At 67.1% G+C, this 23112-nt stretch carries 14 protein-coding genes and 1 pseudogene; 9 read left to right on the plus strand and 6 right to left on the minus strand.

Annotated elements, in window-relative coordinates; translation table 11 throughout:
- The first annotated feature begins 62 nt into the window (after positions 1–62).
- From ACYVF6_RS41185 to ACYVF6_RS41195, 3 genes are all read left to right on the plus strand, one after another.
- Positions 63–2435, plus strand: coding sequence for a tetratricopeptide repeat protein (locus tag ACYVF6_RS41185; protein WP_460530684.1), 2373 nt, complete (start codon positions 63–65; stop codon positions 2433–2435).
- A gap of 278 nt (positions 2436–2713) precedes the next feature.
- Positions 2714–8623: an RHS repeat-associated core domain-containing protein gene (locus ACYVF6_RS41190; RefSeq protein WP_460530687.1), complete on the plus strand. Its 5910-nt coding sequence runs from the start codon at positions 2714–2716 to the stop codon at positions 8621–8623.
- 27 nt (positions 8624–8650) lie between these two features.
- On the plus strand, positions 8651–10270 hold the full coding sequence (locus ACYVF6_RS41195; RefSeq protein WP_460530690.1) for an FG-GAP repeat protein: 1620 nt from the start codon (positions 8651–8653) through the stop codon (positions 10268–10270).
- 309 nt (positions 10271–10579) lie between these two features.
- Here ACYVF6_RS41195 and ACYVF6_RS41200 read toward each other — a convergent pair whose 3' ends face one another.
- Complete coding sequence (locus ACYVF6_RS41200; RefSeq protein WP_460530694.1) at positions 10580–12433, minus strand: beta-L-arabinofuranosidase domain-containing protein; 1854 nt, start codon at positions 12431–12433, stop codon at positions 10580–10582.
- 668 nt (positions 12434–13101) lie between these two features.
- On the opposite strand from ACYVF6_RS41200, the gene ACYVF6_RS41205 reads away from it, so the two are divergent.
- The 6 genes from ACYVF6_RS41205 to ACYVF6_RS41230 all read left to right on the plus strand — a co-directional run bounded on the left by ACYVF6_RS41205 (position 13102) and on the right by ACYVF6_RS41230 (position 21050).
- Positions 13102–13254, plus strand: coding sequence for a hypothetical protein (locus ACYVF6_RS41205; RefSeq protein ID WP_460530697.1), 153 nt, complete (start codon positions 13102–13104; stop codon positions 13252–13254).
- 88 nt (positions 13255–13342) lie between these two features.
- On the plus strand, positions 13343–16906 hold the full coding sequence (locus ACYVF6_RS41210) for an AfsR/SARP family transcriptional regulator (RefSeq protein ID WP_460530700.1): 3564 nt from the start codon (positions 13343–13345) through the stop codon (positions 16904–16906).
- A 699-nt stretch (positions 16907–17605) separates the two neighbouring features.
- The gene (locus ACYVF6_RS41215) at positions 17606–18373 is read left to right on the plus strand and encodes a hypothetical protein (protein WP_460530703.1); all 768 of its coding nucleotides are present in this window, start codon (positions 17606–17608) and stop codon (positions 18371–18373) included.
- A gap of 79 nt (positions 18374–18452) precedes the next feature.
- Positions 18453–18923: a hypothetical protein gene (locus ACYVF6_RS41220; RefSeq protein WP_460530706.1), complete on the plus strand. Its 471-nt coding sequence runs from the start codon at positions 18453–18455 to the stop codon at positions 18921–18923.
- A 16-nt stretch (positions 18924–18939) separates the two neighbouring features.
- Positions 18940–19797, plus strand: coding sequence for a hypothetical protein (locus ACYVF6_RS41225; protein WP_460530709.1), 858 nt, complete (start codon positions 18940–18942; stop codon positions 19795–19797).
- 92 nt (positions 19798–19889) lie between these two features.
- Positions 19890–21050, plus strand: coding sequence for a glycosyltransferase (locus tag ACYVF6_RS41230; RefSeq protein WP_460530712.1), 1161 nt, complete (start codon positions 19890–19892; stop codon positions 21048–21050).
- A gap of 32 nt (positions 21051–21082) precedes the next feature.
- On the opposite strand, the gene ACYVF6_RS41235 is transcribed toward ACYVF6_RS41230, so the two are convergent.
- The 5 genes and pseudogenes from ACYVF6_RS41235 to ACYVF6_RS41255 all read right to left on the minus strand — a co-directional run bounded on the left by ACYVF6_RS41235 (position 21083) and on the right by ACYVF6_RS41255 (position 22995).
- Positions 21083–21367 carry an anthrone oxygenase family protein gene (locus ACYVF6_RS41235; RefSeq protein ID WP_460530715.1) on the minus strand — a complete coding sequence of 95 codons (285 nt, stop codon included), beginning with the start codon at positions 21365–21367 and terminating at the stop codon, positions 21083–21085.
- 13 nt (positions 21368–21380) lie between these two features.
- Positions 21381–21827: a hypothetical protein gene (locus tag ACYVF6_RS41240; protein WP_460530719.1), complete on the minus strand. Its 447-nt coding sequence runs from the start codon at positions 21825–21827 to the stop codon at positions 21381–21383.
- A gap of 134 nt (positions 21828–21961) precedes the next feature.
- Positions 21962–22138, minus strand: coding sequence for a hypothetical protein (locus tag ACYVF6_RS41245; RefSeq protein ID WP_460531349.1), 177 nt, complete (start codon positions 22136–22138; stop codon positions 21962–21964).
- 31 nt (positions 22139–22169) lie between these two features.
- Positions 22170–22298, minus strand: a pseudogene (locus tag ACYVF6_RS41250) (hypothetical protein); the annotation flags it as partial.
- A gap of 175 nt (positions 22299–22473) precedes the next feature.
- Positions 22474–22995, minus strand: coding sequence for a hypothetical protein (locus ACYVF6_RS41255; protein ID WP_460530722.1), 522 nt, complete (start codon positions 22993–22995; stop codon positions 22474–22476).
- Positions 22996–23112: the final 117 nt, after the last annotated feature.

Raw genomic sequence — 23112 nt, forward strand, 5'->3', positions numbered from 1 at the left:
TAGAGTGGCCGTATCCTCGCGCGCCGTCCCAGACTACTCGCACCGATAGGGGAGCGGTCGAGATGACTGCCCGATCAAACGCACGTGGAGATGGCTCGCCGGATCCGTCGGCGGCCGAGACGGTCGAGGGGTTCGTCCAGCAGCTTCGATCGCTCAAGGCGTCGGCCGGGGATCCTTCGCTGGCGCGGCTGGGTCAGCTGGCTGGGCTTTCGCGCAGCACGCTTTCGGCCGCGCTCAGCCCGCGGCGGACTCGCCTGCCTCCTCTTGATCGGGTGTTGCGGTTCGTCCGCGCGTGTGGATGTACCGACGACGAAGTAGCCGATTGGGCGCATTCGTGGCAGAAGGTGCGGGCGCTCACCGCCGAGGCCCACGGCGGGCGAACCGACGAGCCGCCTCGACTGGAAAGTCACGTGGTGCTACGGCAGTTGCCAACCCCCGTACGGCATTTCGTCGGGCGAGAGCCGGAACTGAATCGGCTCGACGAACTGCTCCGCTCGCGGGACAGCGGGAGCAAGATGGTCGCTGTCACTGGCGCGGCCGGGATCGGAAAGACCGCGATGGTCGTGCACTGGGCATACCGGAACATCGACCAGTTCCCCGATGGGCAGCTATACGTCGATCTGCGTGGTTTTCATCCGGCCGCGTCGATGTCGGCCGAGGAGGCCCTCCGGTACGTCCTCGACGCGTTCCAGGTGAGCCCGGAGCGGATACCGGCCACCCTCGACGGTCAGGCCGCGTTGTATCGCACCATGCTCACGGGCCGGAGGATGCTTGTCATCTTGGACAACGCCGCGGGCGTCGACCAGCTGCTTCCGCTGTTACCGGGCGGCTCTGACTGCGTGGTTGTGGTAACCAGCAGGAACCAGCTCACCGGCTTGGTCGCCGGCCACGGCGCTGAACCGCTGACGCTTGACGTTCTCACTCATGCCGAAGCACTTCAACTGCTCGGCGGCTATCTCGGTCGGGAGCGGGTGCTGGCCGAGCCCGGGGCGGCTTCGATCCTGATCGGACGCTGTGGTCGACTGCCGCTGGCGTTGGCGATCGCGGCCGCGCAGGCGACCGTTCGGCCGAAGTCGCTGTTGGCCGACCTCACCGCTGGGCTGGCCGGTGACCCGGAACGACTGGATACCTTGGAGACCGGCGATCCTGCTACGAGCATCCGCGCGACCTTCGCACTGTCCTACCGCGCACAGTCGGAACGGACTCGGCGGGTGTTCCGGATGCTGGGCCTGCACCCCGGGCTCGACATCTCTCTGTCCGCCGCCGCCAGCCTGGCGGGCCTTTCCGTTCGCCGGCTACGACCACTGCTCGCGGCGCTCGCCGACACCCATCTGCTCGCCGAGCGCGTCCCTGGCAGGTACGCGTTCCACGATCTGCTGCACGGCTATGCGGGCGAGCTCGTTCGTGCCCGCGACAACGACCGTGTACGGATCACAGCGACACGTCGGCTGCTCGACCACTACCTCCAGACGGCCTGTGCGGCCGCCCTACTGCTCGATCCGTACCGTGACCCGATTGTCCTTCCGCCACCGCTGTCCGGCGTTACCCGAGAAGAACTCACCACTCGCCAGCAGGCGCTGGGGTGGTTCGTCGCCGAATATCGCATGCTCGGCGAGTGCGTGGGTCTTGCCGCACGACACGGCTTCGACACCCACGCCTGGCAGCTTGCCTGGACTTTGTCGAACCTCGTGGATATCCGTGGGTACTGGCGTTGCCTCGACGCGGGCGCCGTCCATCAGGTCGCTCTCGCGGCCGCCCGGCGAATCGGCAGCTCGGCCGGGCAAGCACATGCCCACGCCGGCTTGGCGGTTTCGTACACGCACCAAGGCCGGCCAGATGACGCCGATCGTCACCTCGGCCGTGCGCTGGAGCTTTTCGACGACCTTGGTGACAGCACAGGAAGCGCCTATGTTCACTTCGTCGTCGCGTGGGCCCTCGGCGCCCGAGACGACCACGAAGCCGCACTCGGACATTGCCGGCAAGCGCTCGACCTCTTCAAGTCCGCCGGCCGGCAAGCCAGGCAGGCCCAGGCCCTCAACGGGCTCGGCTGGTTCCACGTCCAGCTGGGAAATCATCGAGAAGGAATCGAGTGCTGCCTGGAAGCGCTCGATCTGTTCCGAACGCTCGGCGACCGTACGGGCGGGGCCGCGACCCTGAACAGTCTCGCCCGCGTCCAGCACGACCTGGGGAGCTACACACTCGCGATCGCGTGCTACGAGAAGACGATCGACCTGCTGCACGAGCTCGGACATCGTTACTACGAAGCCGAAACGCTCAACCACCTCGCCACCACCCAGCGAGCCGCGGGACGCGACGAAGCCGCCCACAGAACCTGGCAGCTGGCACACGCGATGCTCGACGAACTGGACCAGCAGCACGACGCCGACCAGGTCCAGACCAGCCGGCTGCGAACCAGGCTCGCACCGCACACGTAGGTCTGGCCGGCCTGCGAAATGGGAGCCAGAAGTGTTCGGAAGGCGGCCCTCCCAGGGGTAGCACTCCTGGCTCCACTTCGGAGGCCTGCTGGTGGAGTGAGCGCACCAGCAGACAAACGGCACGATGCCAGGTTGATTGCACAGTCCGCGCACACGAGAGATCCCGCTGGAGTCGAGTGTCCGGCGCTCGTGTGCGGAAGATGTGCGGACTGCTCGTCATGCTTTCCTCGCCCGGGATCATCGTTCGCCGGGCATGCATCCGGTCTGGGGAGGTATCGGTGCGTACTCCGGCTCGCTCGCTTTCCGCAAGTGCGGTGTCCCTGTCTCTGGTCGTCGGCGGGATGTTCGCGGTCGTGCCGGCGGCTTCCGCCGCGGTGTGGCAAAGGGGTCCGGCGAGCCGGGAACGTTCGGTCCCGGGCCGGCCGGTGCCCGTTCGTCCGCAGGCGTCCGATCCGGAGGGTGGAACGGCCAGGGCGTTGCCGGCCGCGTCCTGGCCGTCAGCCGCATCGGTGGAGGTATCGCCGTCGTCGGCGGCGGTGGACGTCCAGTTCCTGGATCGCGCGACGACGGAGCGCTTGGGTGGCGTGGGCGCCGGATTCCGGCTGTCGCCCCGGTTCAGCGGGTCTGGCGGCTCTGGACCGGTCACCGTGAGCTTGAGCTACGCGAGTTTTCAGTACGCATACGGCGGCAACTTCGCCGACCGGCTGCGCCTGTTCGCCGTCGCGAGCGACGGGAGGCGCACTGCGGTGCCCGCGCGCAACGATCTGCCGGGCCGGCGAATCTCGGCGAAGGTGACGCCCGGGAGCACGACATACCTACTGACCTCGACCGCGTCCGGTCCCAACACCGGTGACTATCGCGCGACGGATCTGCGGCCGTCGGGCAAGTGGCAAGCGGGCTTGCAGGCGGGAAGTTTCACCGACTCCTACCCGTTGGACCTGCCGCCGGCAGTCGGTGGTGAGGCCCCAGATCTCGCGTTGGGTTACGACTCCAGCTCCGTGGACGGCCGTACGTCCGCGACGAACAACCAGGCGTCCTGGGCGGGGCTCGGCTGGGAGCTCGGCCTGGGCTTCATCGAGCGCCGGTACAAGTCGTGCGTCGACGACGGCGATCCCTATCACGCCGACCTGTGCTGGTCCTCGCCGTATTCCTCCGACGAGGACGGGGCGGCGTACGCCATCTCGCTGGACGGCGTTTCGACCGAGCTGATCCGCACGTCCGACGGCAGCTACCGGATGCGGGACGACCAGGGCTGGAAGATCGAGCACAAGTACGACGGCCCCAACGACGACAACACCGGCGAGTACTGGGTGGTGTCGACCCCGGACGGTGACAAGCACACGCTGGGCTATCGCAAGGACTCCAACTTCACGGTGCCGGTGGTCGGTGACGACAGCGGTGAGCCGTGCCACTCCACCGCGCCGGTGCCGTGCCGGCAGAGCTGGCGTTGGGGTCTGGACAAGATCGTGGACGCCAACGAGAACGTCACCAGTGTCTACTGGGCCAAGGAGACCAACAACTACAAGCAGGCCAACGGCAGCGCGACCTACAAGTACGACCGGGCCGGCTCGCTGGACCGGGTCGAGTACGGCGGCCTCGACGGCGAACACCCTGCCGCCCAAGTGGACTTCACCACCACGCCGCGGTGCACCCAGCGGGTGGCGAATCCGGCGACGGCGTGCCCGGCGGTGTCAGCGGTGAACGCGTCTTCCTACCCGGACGTACCAACGGATCTGGTCTGCGCGGACGGCGCGTCATGCTCGAAGTTGTCGCCGTCGTTCTTCCAGACTTCGAGGCTCGAGTCGCTCGTCTCGAGAGTGTGGGACGTGTCCACGAACAAGTGGCTGGACGTGTCGAAGTGGACGCCGACGTTCGCGTTCCCACCGACGCCGGACGGGTCTTCGCCGGTGCTGTGGCTGAACTCGATCCAGCGGGCCGGCCTGCGTGGTACAGAGCAGGTGACGTTGCCGCCGGTGGCGTTCGACGGGCAGTTCCTGATCAACCGGCAGGACTGGTCGAGCACGGAGCAGCAGTTGCAGATGCGGCGGCTGACCGTCGTACGCAACGGTCTGGGCGGTGAGACCCGAGCTACCTACGGCCACGCCAACGCGGCCACGACGTGCCCGAACGGACAGAACGACGGGTGGGAAGCCGGGGTGATGTGGGATCAGAACCGCTACGAGTGCTTCCGCGTTCGGTTCAAGCCGGAAGGTGCCAGCAGTCCGACCAAGGGCGTGTTCAACAAGTACGTGGTGACCAAGGTCGATGAGGTCGACGTCGTAGGTGGTTCACCCACGATGACCACCGCCTATGCCTACGGCGTGAACCAGCTGCAGCCCTACCCCGCTTGGCATCGTGACGACGAGCTCGGCGTGCCGGCCGCGGACCTGGACTGGACCGACTGGCGTGGCTACGAGACCGTCCGGGCCACCGAGGGTGCCGGTGGCGCCGACCGGCAGACGATCACCGACACACGGTTCTTCCGCGGTATGAACGGCGACCTGCTCGCGTCCGGCACGCCGAAGCCGGCGTCGCTGCAGGACTACACCGGAGTCAAGTCCTGGCCGGACGACCCGCAGTTGGCCGGAGAGATCCTGCAGACACAGAGCTGGCGCAAGAACGCCGACGGGTCGCTGTTCGAGCTGGAGTCGTCCCGCAACACCTACTGGGATTCGGGCATCATCGCCGACGGCCCCGGACCACACGACGTGCGGATGGTGCGGAAGGCCTCCACGTACTCCCGTGACCGGCGCGGTGACAACTCCTGGCGCGAAACCTCCACGCTGGAAGACGGATACACCGTCGCAGGGAGCGGCCAGCCCACCAGGAAGGTCGACTTCGGCGAGACCGGTGTCAACGACTCCACGTGCACCGAGCTCAGCTACGCCCGCAACACCTCGAGTGGAAACTGGATCCTCGACCCCATCGAACAACAGGAGACCCACGCCGGTGACCCGGACAGTGGCACGCAGTGTCCGGGACCCGTCATCGGCCGCACCGTCAACCTGTACGACGGTGCCACCGCCACCGGCGCCGCCAACACACCCACCGACGGCAACGTCACCGAGGAGCGCTCCTACACCGCCGAGTCCGTCTACAACGTGGTCAAGCACGCCTACGACAACTACGGTCGCGAGAAGAGCGAAACGACCGCCGACGGCGTCACAACCACCACGTACACCCCGGCCAGTGGATTCCCCACCGGCGGGGTGGCGGTCAAGGATCCAGCCGGATTCACCGAGACCACGTACCCGATGCGGGAGTTCGAGGACGCCCCGGACAGGATCGTCGACGTCGACAACAACAACACGACGGAGTTCGACTATGACGGACTGGGCCGGCTGCGCAAGGTGTGGCTGCCCACCGAGCCGAGCTCGGGCCCAGCCTCGTACGAGTTCACCTACCGGCTGACGTTCACCGGCACCGGGCAGCCGACGAAGCCGACGGTCGTCACCACCAAGCAGCTGCAGGCACTGTCCGGAACGACCGCGACCTGGCTTCCCGGATACGCCTACCTGGACGGGTTCGGGCGTACGCGTGAGGTGCAGGCGCCGTCTCCGGGGCCGAACGGCGGGCGGACCGTCACCGTGACACAGTACGACGACCGTGGCCTGACCAAGGGCACATCGGCACCGATGTGGAACTCCACGGCGGCCGGCGACAACGCGAGCCTGCTGCTCAACCCCGCCACGTCGGCGATCCCGTCGTGGACGGAGATGCAGTACGACGCGCTGGAACGCGAAGCGACCTCGACCCTGTACGGCGTGGGGACCGTGGCCTCGCAGACGACCACGACGAACTTCGGCAACGGGCGGATCGTCACACCGCCCGTGGGCGGGCGGACCGCCACCTGGCTTGACGGGCACGACCGCGATGCCACGATCCAGCAGGACGTGCCCGCCGGCGCGACCGGCCCGGTGACCGGCGTGCCGACGACCGGCTATGCCTATCGCCCAAGCAGCGAGGACGTCACGACGATCACAGACCCGGCGGGCAACGTCACGACCTACACCTACGACTGGCTCGGCAAGCGACTGACCGCCGACGACCCCGATGCCGGCTCGTCGGTCTCGACGTACGACGCCATGGGCCGCGTGAAGACCGTCACCGATGCCAAGGGCGGGAAACTGAGCTACACCTACGACGCGCTCGGCCGTGACCGGACGGTCTGGTCGGGCGAGGCGCAGTCGGGCACCAAGCTCGCCGAGTGGACGTACGACACTGTCCCACGAGGCAAGGGCGAGCCGGCGTCGGCCGTCCGCTACGCCGGTGGTAGCTCGTACGTCACGGCGATCAGTGGCTACGACCAGCGCGGCCGTGTGACAGGGCGGCGCTGGACGATCCCTGACACCGAGACCGGTCTGGCCGGAACCTACGACATCACCTATGGATACGACCGGGCCGACCACGTCGTCGACACCACCTACCCGGCGGTCGGCGGCCTGGCAGGGGAGACCGTGCACCAGACGTTCGGCGCCACCGGACTGTCCAGTCGGCTGACCAGTGAGCTCGGTACGTACGTCGACGCGACGAGCTACACCGGTGCCGGGCAGGTGGACACCCGCAACCTCGGCGCCGGCGGCGGGGTCCGGCGTACCTCGGCCTACGAACCCAACGGCGCACAACGGCTGGCGTCTCTGGTCACCAGGACGAACGCGGACACCGCCACCCCGACGACGGTGCAGAACGACGCCTACAGCTACGACGCGGCCGGGAACGTGCGGCGGGTGCTGGACGCCGTGACCGGACAGTCGCAGTGCTCGACCTACGACCCGATGCTGCGGTTGTCCGCGTCCTGGACCACCGTCGCATCCTCCTGCGGCGGTGGCGTCGGCTCGGCCGACAACGGCGGACCGGATCCGTTCAAGGAGCAGTACACCTACGACGCGACGGGCAACCTCGAGACGGTCACCGTGGGCGGCACGAGCCGGACGTACACCTATCCGGAGCCTGGACCGGACTCTGTGCGTCCACATGCGGTTTCCGGCATCGGATCCGACCGCTACGGCTATGACGCCAACGGCGCGATGGCATCCCGTACCGTCGGTGGCGTCGCATCGACCTACGACTACGACCAGTTCGGCATGCTGGTCAAGGCCGAGAGCAGCGGTGTCACCACGTCGTTCGGCTACGACGCCGACGGCACGCGGCTGGTGCGCCACGAGCCCGGAGCCAGCACGTTGTACCTGGAGGGCATGGAAATACGGGCCGCGGACGGCGCGAAGACCGCGACGCGGTACTACACGGTTGGCGACGGCGATCTGGTCGGTCAGCGCAACCCGGCCGGCGTCACCTGGCTGCTCACCGACCAGCAGGGTTCGGTGCAACTCGCGGTTGACGTCGATGCTGTGTCCAGGCAGCGATACCTGCCGTACGGCGCCCGCCGCGGCGGCCGCGACGAGATCACCACGACCGATCACGGCTACCTGGGCAAGGTCGAGGACTCGACCACCAAGCTGGTCGCGCTGGACAATCGCCAGCACGATCCCGCGATCGGCAAGCTCACCAGCCCCGACCCGATCGTGGAGGTCGACGATCCGGGGACGCAGAACTCCTATGCGTATGCCCGGGACAACCCGGTGACCTACGCCGACCCGACCGGCCTGATCTGCGACAGCGCCAGGGGCGACAGCCCGCACTGCTACATTCGTCCCACCTACAACCCGAAAAACCGCAAGAAGTCGGCGGGCTGCAGCTCGAAGAAGTGCCATCCCAACTGGTACGCGCCCGCACCCAAGCCGAGGTGCTGGGGGTGCGGCAAGAGCACGGGGCAAAAGCGGGGGCAGTCCAAACGGGCACCAGCGAAGCCGAAACCGACGAAGGTCTGCCGGTCCACCGGCGGCTATCCGGCATGCGCTTACAGCACAGGGAAATCGGCCACGGCCGTTGTGGCTGGGCGAGGCTGTACTCCGTCAGGCGCCACCTACCCCGCTGGCAACTGCCCAGGGATCGGAAACCCGAAGCTCGTCCGGGCGGCGGCCAAGTGGATCAAGGTCTGCGTGCTGTATGGAGTGATCGGCTACACAGGGGGTCTCGCAAACAAGAAGGCAGAGCCCTGGGTCAAGGGACGAAGGAACCTTCCCGAGGGCTACAAGGCGCCGAGCTGGGGCGAGGCCGGGCGAGCCGGCTTCCTCGGCCTGGGACTCGGCTGTGTAGGGGCAGTGGCGGGCAAAGCTCTCAGCGACTGATGCCGCGGATTGCGAGGGAGAGAACTCATGAAAAGAAGGCAGATCGCGTTCGCGGCAGGAGCGTTGGGTGCGGCGCTTTGCCTGGTGGCCATCGAACCGGTCGACCAAGTCGCCATTGCCGGGCCGGTAGTCACCGCCGCGGGCTCGGCGGAGCGTACGGATGTGACCGGCGACGGGATCGCGGACATCATCGTGGCGTCGGGGGCGCGCAAGACGTTCGGCGGTGATCCGTCGTACCCGGACGAGACCGGCGGCTCGATCTACGTGATTCCGGGTGGCAGCACGCTTCCTGGCGCGCCGGTCGCCGTCGTCGACCAGGACGATGAGGTGGTGTACGGCGGCTCGGAGACCAGCGACAACTGGGGCACGCAACTGGTCACCGGTGACTTCAACGGCGACCGGCGAGCCGACGTCGCGATCGGCAACCCGACCGAGTCGATCGGCAGTACGGCCAACGCCGGCGCGGTGACCGTTCTCTACGGTCAACCGGCGTCTCCCTATCTCGGGCTGGTTCCCAACGGCGCCAGCTTCATCGACCAGAACGTGGGCGACCTGCCGGGCTCGATCGAGGCCGGCGACTACTTCGGCGCCGCCCTGACGACGGGCGACTTCAACGGCGACGGCTATGCCGACCTGGCCATCGGCGCACCCGGTGAGGCGATCGGTTCGGTCAAGTCCGCCGGTGCGATCTGGGTGCTCTACGGCAGCTCGTTCGGCGTTCGCACCGACAACGCGATCGCCTACGACCAGAGCACCAGTGGGCTCAGCGGCGATCCGGAGAAGAACGACCACTTCGGCGCTGCGCTCGCGGCCGGGGATGTCACCGGAGACGGCCGCGACGACCTGGCGATGGCGATCGAAGGCGAGAACGTCACCGGGACGACCGGCGCGGAAGGCTGCGTCCAGTTGTTCAAGGGCTCGGCCTCGGGCGTGACGCTCACCGGAAACACCTACGTATGCGTGCCTTCGCTCCCGATCGGCGGCACGGTCAACGCCGTGGCGGTGGGTCGCTTCCATGGCGGCAGCAACGCCGACGTGCTGGTGTACGCCGACCAGGCGAAGGGTGCGCCGACGTTCTCCGGCGCGTTGGTCGTGTTGCGAGGTTCCAGCGCCGGCATCAGCAGCGGTAACGTCGCAACCGTTACGCAGAACACGCCTTCGGTGTCCGACTCCTCCGAGCAGGACGACCTGTTCGGTGCGGCGCTGTCGGTCGGAGACGCCAACGGCGACGGGGCGGACGACCTCGCGGTCGGCGTTCCAGGCGAGAACTCCAATGCTGGTGCACTGCACGTGTTCGTTGGCGGAGCTTCCGGCCTGACCTCGGGACTGGACCTGTTCGTGACCGAGAACCACCCGCTGATCAATGCCGTGAGCCAGTTCAGCGAGGCGTTCGGCAGCGCGGTGCGCTTCCTCGACCTGAACAACGACACGCGGCCCGAACTGGTGGTTACGGCACCGTTCGAGGACTTCTCCTACAGCACGGGAACGATGTTCGTGCTCGGGCTGCAGGCTGGCAGCACAAGTACCAGCGTTGTCACCTGCACCACGCTCACTCGAGGCTCGCTCGGCAACGTCTCCGGGTTCGGCTTCGGCGCACCCATCGGCGGCAGCATCGTCCCGCCGGACCAACTGCCCAACGCGACCTGACGGCGAGATCGTCGGCTCACCGTCGTACACCCTTGCCAAGCGTTGATCGAGCCGACGCCGTGGCGAGGCCACCGAGCCGATGCTCGAGGGCTATACCACGTTGGGCTATCTGGCCGGCAAGACCGACCGTATGACGCTCGGTCTGCTGGTGACCGGCGTCATGTACCGCTATCGAGCGCCTTGTCTGGTGGGAGCGCGCGGGCGCCGCGGCGGTCGAGGAGCCCAGGATCTGGCGCGGGCCTGTCCCGTGGTGTGCAGGTGACTTCTACCAGCCGGCAGCTCTGGCGTCGCGGGCGATTTTCTCAGGGTTCAGTCCGTCGGCTCGCGATCTGGGGTCGGGGTGCATGGGAAATAGACTGAATAGGTTTCGGTAGTGATCTCGTTGAGCGGCATGAAGCGAAAACCTGGGTTCTGTCCTTGTGTCCGGTAGGTGCTGGCGCTCCACCAGCTGTGTCCACGTTCGCGGTCGGGTCGTAGGGCGGCCTCGGGGTTGCGCGTGTCTGTGACGAGGGTTCGTTCGCTGTCCACAAGGCCTGCGAGAACGACGGGGCCGTCTGTGAAGGCGACGCAGTCGGGTTGGTCGGGAAGCGGGTGGGATTTGAGTTCTGCGGTGAAGCTGACCTCGATGGTTTCGCCGGACCATTGCCGGCGGAGTACGAGGAGATCGCCGTCCTGGTCGGAAGGGGCGGGGTGTCCGTCGACGGTGATGGTTGGTGTGGTGACCGCCCAGTCCGGCACTCTGAGCTTGACGGCGAATGTGGAAGGGTGCTCGGGGCGCACGGTGATGCGGATCAGTGTGGTGGACGGGCGCTGGGCGGGTGCTGGGGGAAGGTTCAGGTGCTGGATGCCGAGGTAACCCTCGTCGGAATGTCGCTGCCCGAAGACCAGGCCTCTCCTTGGGTCGGGGGAGATTGTGATCTCGATCCGCCCGCCGGGGGTGGCCAGGGTTGTGGTTGCCGGCACGTATTGGCTGAGTCGTAGGTCTCGTCCGTCGAGGTGGATTCCTGCGCCGAGGTAGCTGGCATGTGCTTGCAGCAAGGTGCCGTGGCAGCACCAGAAGTTGTGAGTTGGATGCCCCCATTTCTTCTTGCTGCCGGCGTTGAGGGGGAGGAAGTAGGCCACCATTCCGGTCTGCTTGTTCTGCTGCGCAAGGATGCCGTTGATCAGGTTTCGTTCCCAGTACGCGGCGTATGTGGGCTGGCCGGTCCAGCGGTACAGATAGTCGGAGACCCGCATCATGGTGAAGACCGTGCAGTGCTCCTGCACGTCGTGGAGCCGCGCTGCCTGCTGGAAGGCGGGCTGCCAGATCTCGGCGCTGCTGCTGCCACCTGTGACATAGGTACCGCGGCGGGTGACTGCCTGATCCCAGAACGCCTCTACGATGCGACGCCACCGGATGTCACCGGTGACCTCATACGCCCGCGCGCAACCAAGGATTTCGGCGATCTGGGTGTTGGCGTGTTTGTTGGTGAGGACGTCTTCGCCGGCCAGGAGCGGATCGAAGAATCGGCGGCGTCGGTAGCGTTCGATCAGCTCCAGATGACGCTGGTCGCCGGTCAGCGCGTAGAGGCCTGCCCAGACCTCCAGCATCCCGCCGGTCTCCCAGTCCAAGATGTCGTCGAGCTGCTCACGGCTGAAACGGCCGGTCCAGGTGTGGAACCAGTTCGCCGCTTCGCATACGACGTCGAACGCGGTTTCGTTGCCACCGGCGGTGGCCATGTCCAGCAGCCCGGCAAGCAACTTGTGGAGGACGTACTGCGGTGCCCACACTCGATGCCCGGCTGCGATCCGGTCCAGATACTTTTCGGGGAACGGAGCGAGCCACCCGCGGCCGTTGGACCGCTGGCACCGGGCCAGCTCAGCCACGATCAGGTCGGCCGTGGCGTCAAGCCGGGAGTGCTGGCGACGTACCCGAGCCGCTGCCGACAGCCAATGCCCCACAATATGACCGCGAAGCTGCGATGTCGGTGCCTCCCACCCCCAGTGCCAGGTCTTGGGGTCCTCAGACGCAGCCGGTCCGGGCGTTGTCTCAAGTGATCCTGACCAACTCCACAGGCCCGCCTCGAACAGGTACGGCCGTAGCAGGTTGTCCGGCCGGAGGCTCTGCATGTAATCGAGATTGAGAGCAAAACGCTCCCGCAGCATGCCCTCGAGCAGCGTCACCTCGGCAATCGGGGGAGTTTCCAGCACCCCCAGGTCGCGACTTGCCGTAGGGCCCGTAGCACCATTCGATACCGTCATCTTCTCCTCACTTCGTCAGCTTCCGCACCAGGGATCGCGATCCTGACGGCTTCCGCACAGTTGCATCAGCAGGCCGGCTGTGAAAGCGGATGTCGTGATCGCGGAGCAATCGATGGGGAGGTTCCGCCGGGGGATCGAAGGACGCTGATGAACTTGTCGCTCAGCGCGTGGCCCGCTGACGCCAGCGTGACGGGTTGCGCGGCGGCCCGTGCGGTAGCCCAGGGTCCGAGAAGGAGCCGGAGCCCGGAGCGTCCTGTCCGGGCATTCCGAATAGAGCCAGCATGTACACCACGTTGTCACTGCCTACGCGTCTCCACAAACGTACTGGGCTCAGGCCGTGTCCCCGTGTGCAGGCACGGCGCCAGGCCGATAGTGGCCACACGTGTGCATAGATATCGAGCCCTTCATCGACCCTTGCGACTGGACGGCAACCGGCGCCTGGTCGACGGACGATGCGTCACAGCCCGCGGTCTGGTCGTGCGGGAAGGTCGGCACGGATGCGGTGTGGCGTGGAGTACTGAGTCCCGCGGACCGCTTGCCCGTGGCGCTTTCGACCGTCGCCGACGGGCCGCCTCAGGGTCGCGTTGGCGGTGCTGGTGTACCGGCAGACCTTGTCCGTCGCGCTGACCGGGCTGGCGTACGCACTGACGTATCTGCCGTCCGTGCTCGGCGGCCTAGCGCTGAGCTGGATCGGCGACCGCACGATCGTCCTCGCCGTCCCACCCGCACCGAGTTGCGGGTGAATTGCGGCCGTTCCGGTCGCCGAAGCGGCCAGCGGATTGCTTCAATGGGCCTCGGCCAATCAGTTGGACGAGGGGACGGTCAGCATTGATGACGACCGGCAACGCGGTCACCTTCAACGTGCTCGGGCCCTGGGAGGTACGTGTCGACGGGAGTGTCGTGGCGATCCCGCACGGCCGGCTCACCGTCCTTCTTGCGTCCCTCGTGCTCTCGATCAACGAGCCCCAGTCCGTCGACACGCTCACCGGTCGGCTGTGGCCCGATCACCCGCCGGTCCGCTCCCGCGAGACCCTGCACCTCTATGTGACCCGGCTGCGTAAGCTGCTCGGGCGTAACGTGATCGAGACCGGCTCTGGTGGCGGGTACCGGCTTCGCGTCGAGGCCGGGCACATCGACCTGTACCGGTTCCGTGCTTTGGTGAGCCAGTCCCGTGACGCCGCCTCCGCGGATCGAGAACGCGAGATCCTCAGAGACGCACTGGAACTGTGGCGCGGTACCCCGTTCGGAGACGTGGAATCGGCCTGGCTGGACCGCGACGTCGTACCCCGGCTGAACGAGGAATGGCTGACGGCGACGGAACGCCGCATCGACCTGGACCTGGCCACGGAGACCCCTGGCATGGTCGTGGCCGAACTTCAGGAGCTCACGAGTGCACATCCGACAAGGGAGTCACTGTGGTATCGGTTGATGCTGGCCCTCCAACGTGCCGGCCGCCGCGCGGACGCACTGGCCGCGTACCGGAAGGCCAACGCCGTCCTCGCCGAAGAGCTGGACGTGGGACCTGGGGAGCAGCTCTTCCAGTTGAACCGCGAGATCCTCGATTCGCTGCTACCGAAAGGCGATCAGGCCGGCACGCCCAGTCGCCAGGTAGCACCCGTCGACGAGCCCATGGACGTCGTCGATGCCGCGGACTTGGCGGAGTTGCTGCGGGCCCACCGCATCAGGCTGAGCTGGACGCAGGCCGAGTTGGCGGACGAAGCCGGAGTCAGCGAGCGCACCGTGCACGGCTTGGAGTCCGGCCGGACCCGGCCACGTCCGTCCACCGCACGGTTGCTAGGGGCGGCCCTGGGGTTGGACGGTACGGAGCTGGAGCGATTCCTGCGAGCTGCCAAGCCCTCGGCCAGATCCGCATCCGAACAGGCTGAGTCGCCCGGCCCGGCGGGGCACTCGGAGCCGATGGTGCCGGCGCAGCTGCCACCTGACATCGGTGACTTCACCGGCCGGACGAGCGAGCTGTCCGCACTGGTCACGTTCCTTCCGCTCGGCGTCGGGACCGCCATCGTGGTGCTCACCGGCGCCGCCGGTGTGGGCAAGACCGCGCTCGCGATCAGGTGGGCACATCGAGTCGCGACACAGTTTCCGGACGGGCAGCTGTATGTGAACCTGCGTGGCTTCGCACCCGGTCAACCCGCGGCTCCGGTAGAAGTTCTGGCCGAGTTCCTGGGCGCGCTCGGTGTGCCGTCCGGACAGATACCTCCGAAGCCGGGCGCTGCCGCTGCTTTGTATCGATCGAAGCTGGCGGACCGGCGCGTCCTGGTCGTGTTGGACAACGCACTCGATGCCGAGCAGGTTCGGCCGTTGCTGCCCAGCGGCACCGGCAGCCTGGTGCTGGTCACGAGCCGGCACGTGCTCAGCGGCTTGGTGGCCAGCAACGGGGCCCGGCAACAGACGTTGGCACCGCTGCCGGCGAGCGAGGCGATCGAGCTGGTAACACGGATCGTGGGCGCGGAGCGGATCGCTGCCGAGCCGGATGCTGCCATCGCGCTGGTCTTGGAGTGCTCGGGATTACCGCTGGCACTGCGGATCGCTGCCGCCAACGTGCGGGTGGACGATCACCTGGACATCAGCGGATACGTCGCGGAGCTGCGAGCCGGTGATCGGCTCAGCTCGCTGGCCGTTGGCGACGACCCGACGGCCTCGGTACGCGCCGCGTTCGACTGGTCCTACGAACGGCTCACACCACCGGTCCAGCGGCTGTTCCGCCGGCTCGGCCTCGTGCCCGGCCATGACGTGACACCCGAATCCGCCGCGGCGCTCACCGCCGCTGACCCGGAACAGACCCGCTGGTGGCTTCGTTCACTCGCGAACGCACACCTGGTCGATCGATCCGGACCACAGCGGTACGCCCTGCACGACCTGCTGCGAGCTTACGCCGCCGAGCGGGCGCAGGCCGTTGAAACCGAACCCGAGCGTGAGTCGGCGATCGACCGGCTGCTCGAGTGGTACCTGCACAACACGGTTGCCGCGGGCAAGCTGCTGGCCCCGACGTCCCTGTACCTGCCAGCCCTTTCGCCGGCGGAAGGGCTGCCGATCATAGGTCCCCGAGACGTCGCTGAAGCCGGCGCCTGGCTCGCCGCGGAGCGACGTAATCTCGTCGCTGCTGTCACCGAAGCCGCCACCAGTGGCCGTGAGGAACCAGCCTGGCTTCTCGCCGACGCCCTTCGCGGCTATTTCGAAGCCACCGGCAACCGGGTCGACTGGATCACTGTGGCGGAGGCTGGAATGGCCGCCGCATCGGCTAAAGGCGATGCTGCCGCACGTTCGGCAGCAGCATCGAGTCTGGCTCAGGTACACCATTCCGGCGGCGACTTCGACACGACACTGGATCACGTGACGAACGCGTTGAGGCTGGCCCGCGAGGCGGGTTGGGACGCGGGTGAAGCGCGCGCACTCAACCATCTCGCCATCCTGCGCGCCGAGTCCGGCGACCTTGACACCTGCGTCGAGCTTCTCCAGGCGGCGCTGGAACTCGACCGCCGGCTCGGTGACCGGGCCGGCGAAGCCAAGCGCCTGATGAACCTCGGAGTCGCCACGCAGAACGCAGGGCGGCTACGCACTGCGCTGGACTACCTGCGGCAGGCCGCCGACCTCCACGGTAGGCACGTTCACGCCGACCTCACGCTGAGCAACCTCGGACATCTTCTGCATCACACCGGCGACCTCGCAGCGGCCGAGGACACGCTGTACCGCGCTGTCGCCGCATACGCCGAAACCGACACCCAGCGTGCGTTCTGCCTCGTCAAACTGGCCGAACTGTGCCTGGATCGAGGCCGGCCGGACGAGGCCGAAGCACATGTGGCGGCGGCCGAAGCCATCGCGAGCCAGTCCGGTGACCGCGTGAACGGCTTCTGGACGCTCGACATGCGGGCGTACCTTGACATCCGGCTCGGTCGGCCACGATCCGCGGTGGACCGGCTGGAAGGGCTGCTGAGCGAGGTCAGCGACGAGGGCTACCTGTCGATCCGATGCAGCGCGCTCGCCAGCCTCGCGGAGGCCCAGCGGCACCTCGGCGAACTCGACCTCGCGCTGAGCAACGCCGACCAGTCGATCAAGCTCGCAGAGGCCGCTGGGCGCAGGCTGCTGGAGACCGAGGCCTCGAGCGTGCGGGCCGAGGTCCGGCTGGCACTCTTTCGGCGAGACAACGACCTGGCCGAGCTCGCCGCCGCGACTGCGGAGACACAGCGGACGTTGGAGATGCAGCGGTGGATGGGTCACCGCGTCGGTGAGGCCCGTAGTCTCATCTTGCTCGGCGACATCTCCAACGCGGCAGACGACCGCGACACCGCCGCCCGGCACTGGCAAGACGGTCTGTCGTTGTGTATCGAGATCGGGCTGGCCGATGCCTCCGAAGTTCGGCGCAGGCTCGCGAACTGATCCGACTTTCGCCGAACCGGTCGCGTTCGCAGGTGTTCTGCTGGTGAGTTGCGGCCGTTCGACGTTCATTCCTGGTGTTTCTGCTCGCGACGACGGCCGGTGCGGCGCCGGCACCCGGTGCACCGCGTCATCGAGACGCCAGGCGAATGACAGCAAGGCGAAAGGGCGATGGGGGAAGCTGAACGAAAGACTGGACACGTCCTGAGTGCGGCGGTGTCCGCGATTCTGTTCCCGCTCGCCGGTGGCTGTGCCATCTGCTACGCGAAGGAGGTGAGTCCGGTGAGCATGCGACGCGACCCGGGGCAGAACTGGTAGGCAGGCTACAACCAAGCGCCGGAGTCCGAGGGAGGTCACAGGGATGAAGTCCAGAGACCAGTAGCTGGTGTCCTGCGAAACCGGTTTCGTGAAAGGGAAGGACATGCGCATGCGGTCGGTCGAGGCCTGGAGATGTGGCGGCCCTACGGCGGCGGGCCGTGCGGCCACGCCAGTACCAAAGGGGCGACGGCGGCGGCGTGGTCCTGGCAGACATCGCCTCGACAGAAGCGATGTCTGCCCCTCTGGAGCAAGGGTTGACGTACACCCTCGCAACGCTGCACCGTTTCTGGCGAATGGTGGCGGCTCCACGGGTCGCCAGGTCCTCGCACGTGACAGATCTGCTGGGCGGGTGCGTTGATCGTCAAGGCTGGATAGGTTCGCGCAATGGACGATGGATTCGCGTATCGCTACTTGCGCCTGGGGCTGCGACTCGGCCGCCACGACGAGGACGTCGTCGATGCGTACTTCGGCCCGGCCGAGCTGGCTTCCGAGATCCAAGCCGAGGATCCCACCGATCCCCGAGCACTGGCAGAGGAGGCGGGCGCGTTGCTGAGCGAGCTGCCCGACGGCTGGCTGCGCGACCAGGTCGCCGCGCTGAGGGTCTTCGCGGGAGGGCTCGCCGGCGAACAACGGTCGTATACCGACGAGGTCGAAGGCTGTTATGGCGTCCGCCCAGAACACACCGACGAGTTGGTCTTCGCCCAGGCACACCAACGCCTCGACGATCTCCTGCCAGGCAACGGCTCGTTGGCGGAGCGATTCGAGCGCTGGCGCGAAACGACGATCGTGCCGCCGGAGCGGATAGAGCGCCTGACAATGGCGGTCATCGACGAGGCACGGCAGCAGACCAGCACGCTGGTCGACCTGCCCGAGGGAGAGGCCATCGAGCTGGAGTTCGTCAGCGGTGTGTCCTGGAGTGGCTACAACACCTACCTCGGCGACCTGCGCGGCCGGGTCGCGGTGAACGTCGGACGGCCGCTGCCCGCCATGGACCTACTGGTGACCGCACTCCACGAGACGTACCCAGGCCATCAAGCCGAATGGTCCTGCCACGAACACCACCTGATCCGAGGCCGGGGCCTGATCGAGGAGACAATAGTGCTCGGGCCGGCGCCGCAGTCAGTTCTCACCCGGACAATGAATACCGCTTGAGATCCATTCCCGTATCGAGGTGTCGGACGGGTCGTGAAGTGGGTGGTGAGTCGGATGCAGAGGTTCAAGGAGAGCTGCCATGACCGTGCCGTTGCCTGTCCAGGCCGGCTCGCTGGCACGGGTGGCCAAAGGATGGCGGCTGGTCCTCACTGGTCTGGGTATCAGCGCGTTGCTGTACGGCAGCGTCGCCGGCGACGACGACCTGTTCCCGTTTGGTCCGCTGTCGCAGTACGCGGGCCCGTTTCGGCTGGATAGCGAGGTGGTGTCGACCTATGCCGAGGCCACCACAGTCGACGGTGAGCGGATCGAGCTCCCGCTGACGTCCCGCGAGGTGGGGGTCGGCCGGTCCGACGTGGAAGGCCAGCTGCCCGCGATCATAGGCAATCCCGCGTTGCTGCAATCGCTGGCAGAGGCCCGCGCACAGCTGCAGCCGGAAAAGCCCAAGCTCGCCAGGATTCACCTGATGCAGGAGACCACCCAGCTGCGACACGGAAGACCGGTCGGCCAGCCACACAAGCGCGAACTGGTCACGTGGACGGTGCGGCCGTGACCACCCCGGAACCGCCGTGGTGACCGCCGTCCTGTCGGCCGGCACGCGCTGGTGGTTCGCTCCGCTCCCGCTGGCCAGGGTTGCTGTCCTGCGTCTCGCGCTCTACCTGTTCGTCATCGTCGACATACGGCTGTTCGTCAACGACGTACCCGCAGCCGGGTTCGTGCCCGAGTTGTACCGGCCGCTGCTGATCGGTCGGCTCCTGCACCTGCCGACGCCGACGCCGCTGCTGGTGGAGATCCTGCAATGGGGCATACCGCTGGCGGCGCTGGTTGCGGCCAGCGGACGGTTGCCGCGACTGGCGGGTTTGGCGGTCGGGTTGGGGTACCTGTGGTGGCTCACGATCAGCATGAGCTACGGAAAGGTTGACCACGACCACATGGCGATCATCGTCGCGATGCTCGTGCTGCCGACGGTCGGCCGGGCGAGGTTCGGCGACCGGACGCCGAGCCAGGCCGCCGGCTGGGCGGTACGTTGCCTCCAGGTCGCCACCGTCGCGACGTACTTTCTGTCCGCTGTCACCAAGGCGCGCAACCATGGCTGGACGTTTGGGTGGGCGTCGGGTGCGGTGCTCACCTGGGCGATCACCCGCCGCCCGACGCCGATCTCCGAGCCGTTGCTGCAAACGCCGTGGTTGTTGCACGTCCTGCAGTGGATCGCGTTCCTCGGCGAGCTCCTGTCACCGGCGGTGCTGTTCCTCCGCCGCAGGGCACTGATGTGCGGGGCGCTGTTCTGGCTCGGCTTCCACCTGACGACCTGGCTGTTCCTCGGCATCCACTTCCTGCCGACCGCGATCTGCTGGCTGGCGTTCGCCCCGCTGGAACGTCTCGTGCCCAGCGGGCGCAGGTTCGAGGACGCGCCGATGGCCTGCTGAACTCTGGTTCCTTCGTGGGCTCTGCTGGTTGTCTCCGACCGTTGTCGCGCGCCGTCTTGGCCACGCCATGGTCAAAGCTGAAGGATGTGTACATGAAGAAGATTCTGTTCACCAGTCTGCCCGCCTACGGGCACGTGTTTCCGATGCTGCCACTGGCATCGGCCGCGCGGGCCGCCGGTCACGAGGTCGCGTTCGCCACCGGGCCCGACCTGGCCGGCCCTTTGAAACAACGGGGGTTTCAGGTGTGGCCGGCCGGTCCGAGCCTGGCCGACTCGTGGGCCGTCTTCCATGCCCGGTACACCAAGGCTGAATTGGCAGCCCTGCCGCCCACGGAAGCTCGGGCCGCCGCAATCGCCGTCGTGTTGGGTGAGTCGTCGGCGCAGCGCGCGGTGGACATCGTGCCACACGCGCGGGCGTGGCAGCCGGACGTGATCGTACGCGATCCCTGCGAGTTCGCCGGCGCGGCCGCCGCGATGCTCTGCTCCGGCGTCCGGGACGTCGTGCACGCTACGACGGCGCTGTCACCGCCGTCGGTACGGGAACCGTTCGCGGCAGCCGCAAACCAGGTCGGCAGCGCCTGGGGCATTGCCGACCTGGGTGAGCGCATGTTTGGCGCCGCATACTTGGACATTTGCCCACCGGCGCTGCAGCCAGAGGGAAACCGGTCGTGGCCACAGGCGACCCCGCTGCGCCCACATCCGATAGGCGTCGGCCCCGGTGAGGGTCTGCCGAGCGCCGACGGGTTCGACTGGAGCGGCACGGTCTACCTGACGCTGGGGACGTTCTTCAACAAAGCGCCGGCGGTGCGGGCCGCGGCGCTGGCGGGCCTGAGCGAACTGGACGTCAACGTCGTCGTCACCATCGGCCCGGACGCGGACCCGTCCGAGCTCGCTCCACTGCCGTCCAATGTTCTCGTGGCGCGGTTCATTCCGCAGGAGCTGGTGCTGCCTGGCAGCCGGCTGGTGGTCTCTCATGGCGGGAGCGGCACGATGCTGGGTGCCTTCGGCCACGGGCTGCCGCAGCTCATGCTGCCACAGGGCGCCGACAACTTCCTCAACGCCGAGGCAGCTCAGCGCGCTGGGGCAGCCCTCAGCCTCCCTCCGGGAGAGGTCTCCGCAGCGGCGATCGCGGCGGCGGCCAGCCGGTTGCTCACCGAGCCGGAATTCACCGCCGCGGCCCAGCGCGTCCAGACCGAGATCGCCACAATGCCGACGGCGGCAGAGGTTCTCGCGGGCATTGCATCTGACAGCTGAACCTCACGGTGGATCCGCGCGTCAACTGCGCTTTATGTCGCGGCTAGGAAGGTCACAAGAATTACGAAGGCGCCAATGGAAGCGACGACTCGGACGTGGTTCCAGGTCGTCCAGGTAGGTTCTTTGAACGCGGTCCGCGCCTGGGCAAGATTGATCCGATCGGGATCGCCGGCGGCTTTGAGGGCGTCGTTGAGTGGCACGTTGACCGTCATCGTGATGACCACGACGGCCATGATCGTGTGGGAGAACAGGGTGATGACGCCGGCGGCCAGTCCGGTCAGGACCGTCGCAACGATCAGTACGAGATCGGTGAACACAGCACGGATCCTCTCAGGATCCTTCGACCGGCCCGGTCGAACGGCGGTTGGCGATTTGGAGGTCGAGGCGGCGCAGGCCGTCGGCCCACAGCAACGGAAGGCCGGAGCCGGGCACCTTCCAGTGCACGTGCGCGAAGTCCCGCATGGTTCTGCCCATGACGGGCATCGCGGTGCGATGGCTACCGTTGCGTATGAATCCCTGCAACGCCTTACCGTTTGCCCATGCCGAGAGCGTCCAGTATCGCGTCGGGAACTTGGCCTCGAAGGAGAAGCCGACCAGACCCGCGGTGTGGCTCAGCTGGCGGTGGATCGCCTGGGCGTGCCACTGGAACCGGGGCAGATCCCAGATCGAACCCAACTGGATGACCGTGGCCACCGCGAGGTATTCCTGCTCCGGATCGGGTTCGATGTACCACTGCCAGCGTGTGCCGCCATCGATTTTCGTTTTGGCTGTTGTCATGTCTCATTTCCGTTCTACTGTCCAAACCCTTTGCAGATCGTCCTGGTGGGGCCGTCCGTGCACTGGCTCTGGTTCCGCACGTCCGAGCGTTGAGCACTGAGACTCTTATGGCCACACCTTCGTCTGATCTGGTCTCAGAGCAGGTAGCCGATCCAGTAGCTGTCGCGGGTCCAGCCGGGCTCGTCGTCGATGACGTCGGCCTGTGCGGTGGTGGCGACTCGCCACCTCGACTGGCCGTCGAAATGAAGGCGATGGAGGCGCTTGGACAGTGGGCCGGTCTTGTTCAGGTAGCCGGTACAACGGAACGCCACCGTCGCGCGGCTTGGTCGACACCTCGCCGAACGCGACGCCGGTTCGGGTGAACTTGTGCACCCGCACAGCGACGTCGGCTTCGCTCGCACTGGCGGTGTAGAAGAATCCCTGTCCCCGGTGGGTGCTCAGCTCCACCAGAGGTACCTTCGTGGTGGCCACAGGTTCTGACGGGGATTCGGGACGGGCGCAGAGTGGTGTGGCGACGGCAACATCAGTCTTCGGCGCGCCCGTCTCGTTCCCAGTGTGCCTGGGCCGGCGAGCCCCGCCGCGGCAACGGCAACGGCGACGCAGGTCTCTACGAGGTGGTGCACGTGTTGTGTTCCTTTCGGGTTGGCTAGGAGGCTTTGCGGAAGAAGTCTCTGGCCGGGCGCCGGGCAAGTAGGGTGATGACGAGAATCGAGCCCAGGGAGACGACGGCGTAGCGCACGCCGGTGGCAACCGGTTCCCAGCTGGGATAGACCGACTCGACCGCCTGCAGGAGAGCTGGCACGTCGAGTTTGCGAACGGTCGGATCACCGGACTGCTGGATGGCCGACTGCAGGAGCCGAGTCCGGTTGACCTGGGTGAGCAGGATCAGAAGATCGCCGACCAGAACAAGCGGCTGGCAGACCAATGACAGGATCCAGCCCGGTCGCCTGCCAGCCAGATTGAGCACTCCCAACGTGGCGGTCACCAAAGCGACCAGCACCGGGACGACGGTCGCGTATCCGCTCTCGTCGAACGATATGCCAACCGCGGTCAGGACCGTTGCGGGCAAGCCCTGCCGCGCGAGCTCGGCTCCGGCAGCCGCCCGGATGTCGTCGCCGTAGAGGAGCCCGAGCGTTGGGGCGATCAGATAGCCGGCGGCGATCAGCAATTGCAGCGCCGCCGCTACGGTTACGGTTGACGGACGGGCCCGCCTGCCGGTGGGCGCGGTGCCGAGCGGAGTCGAGTACGTCAAGTTGTGCTCCATACCGTGTCATGGCTGCAAGCC

It is taken from the genome of Flindersiella endophytica (genome assembly GCF_054779015.1).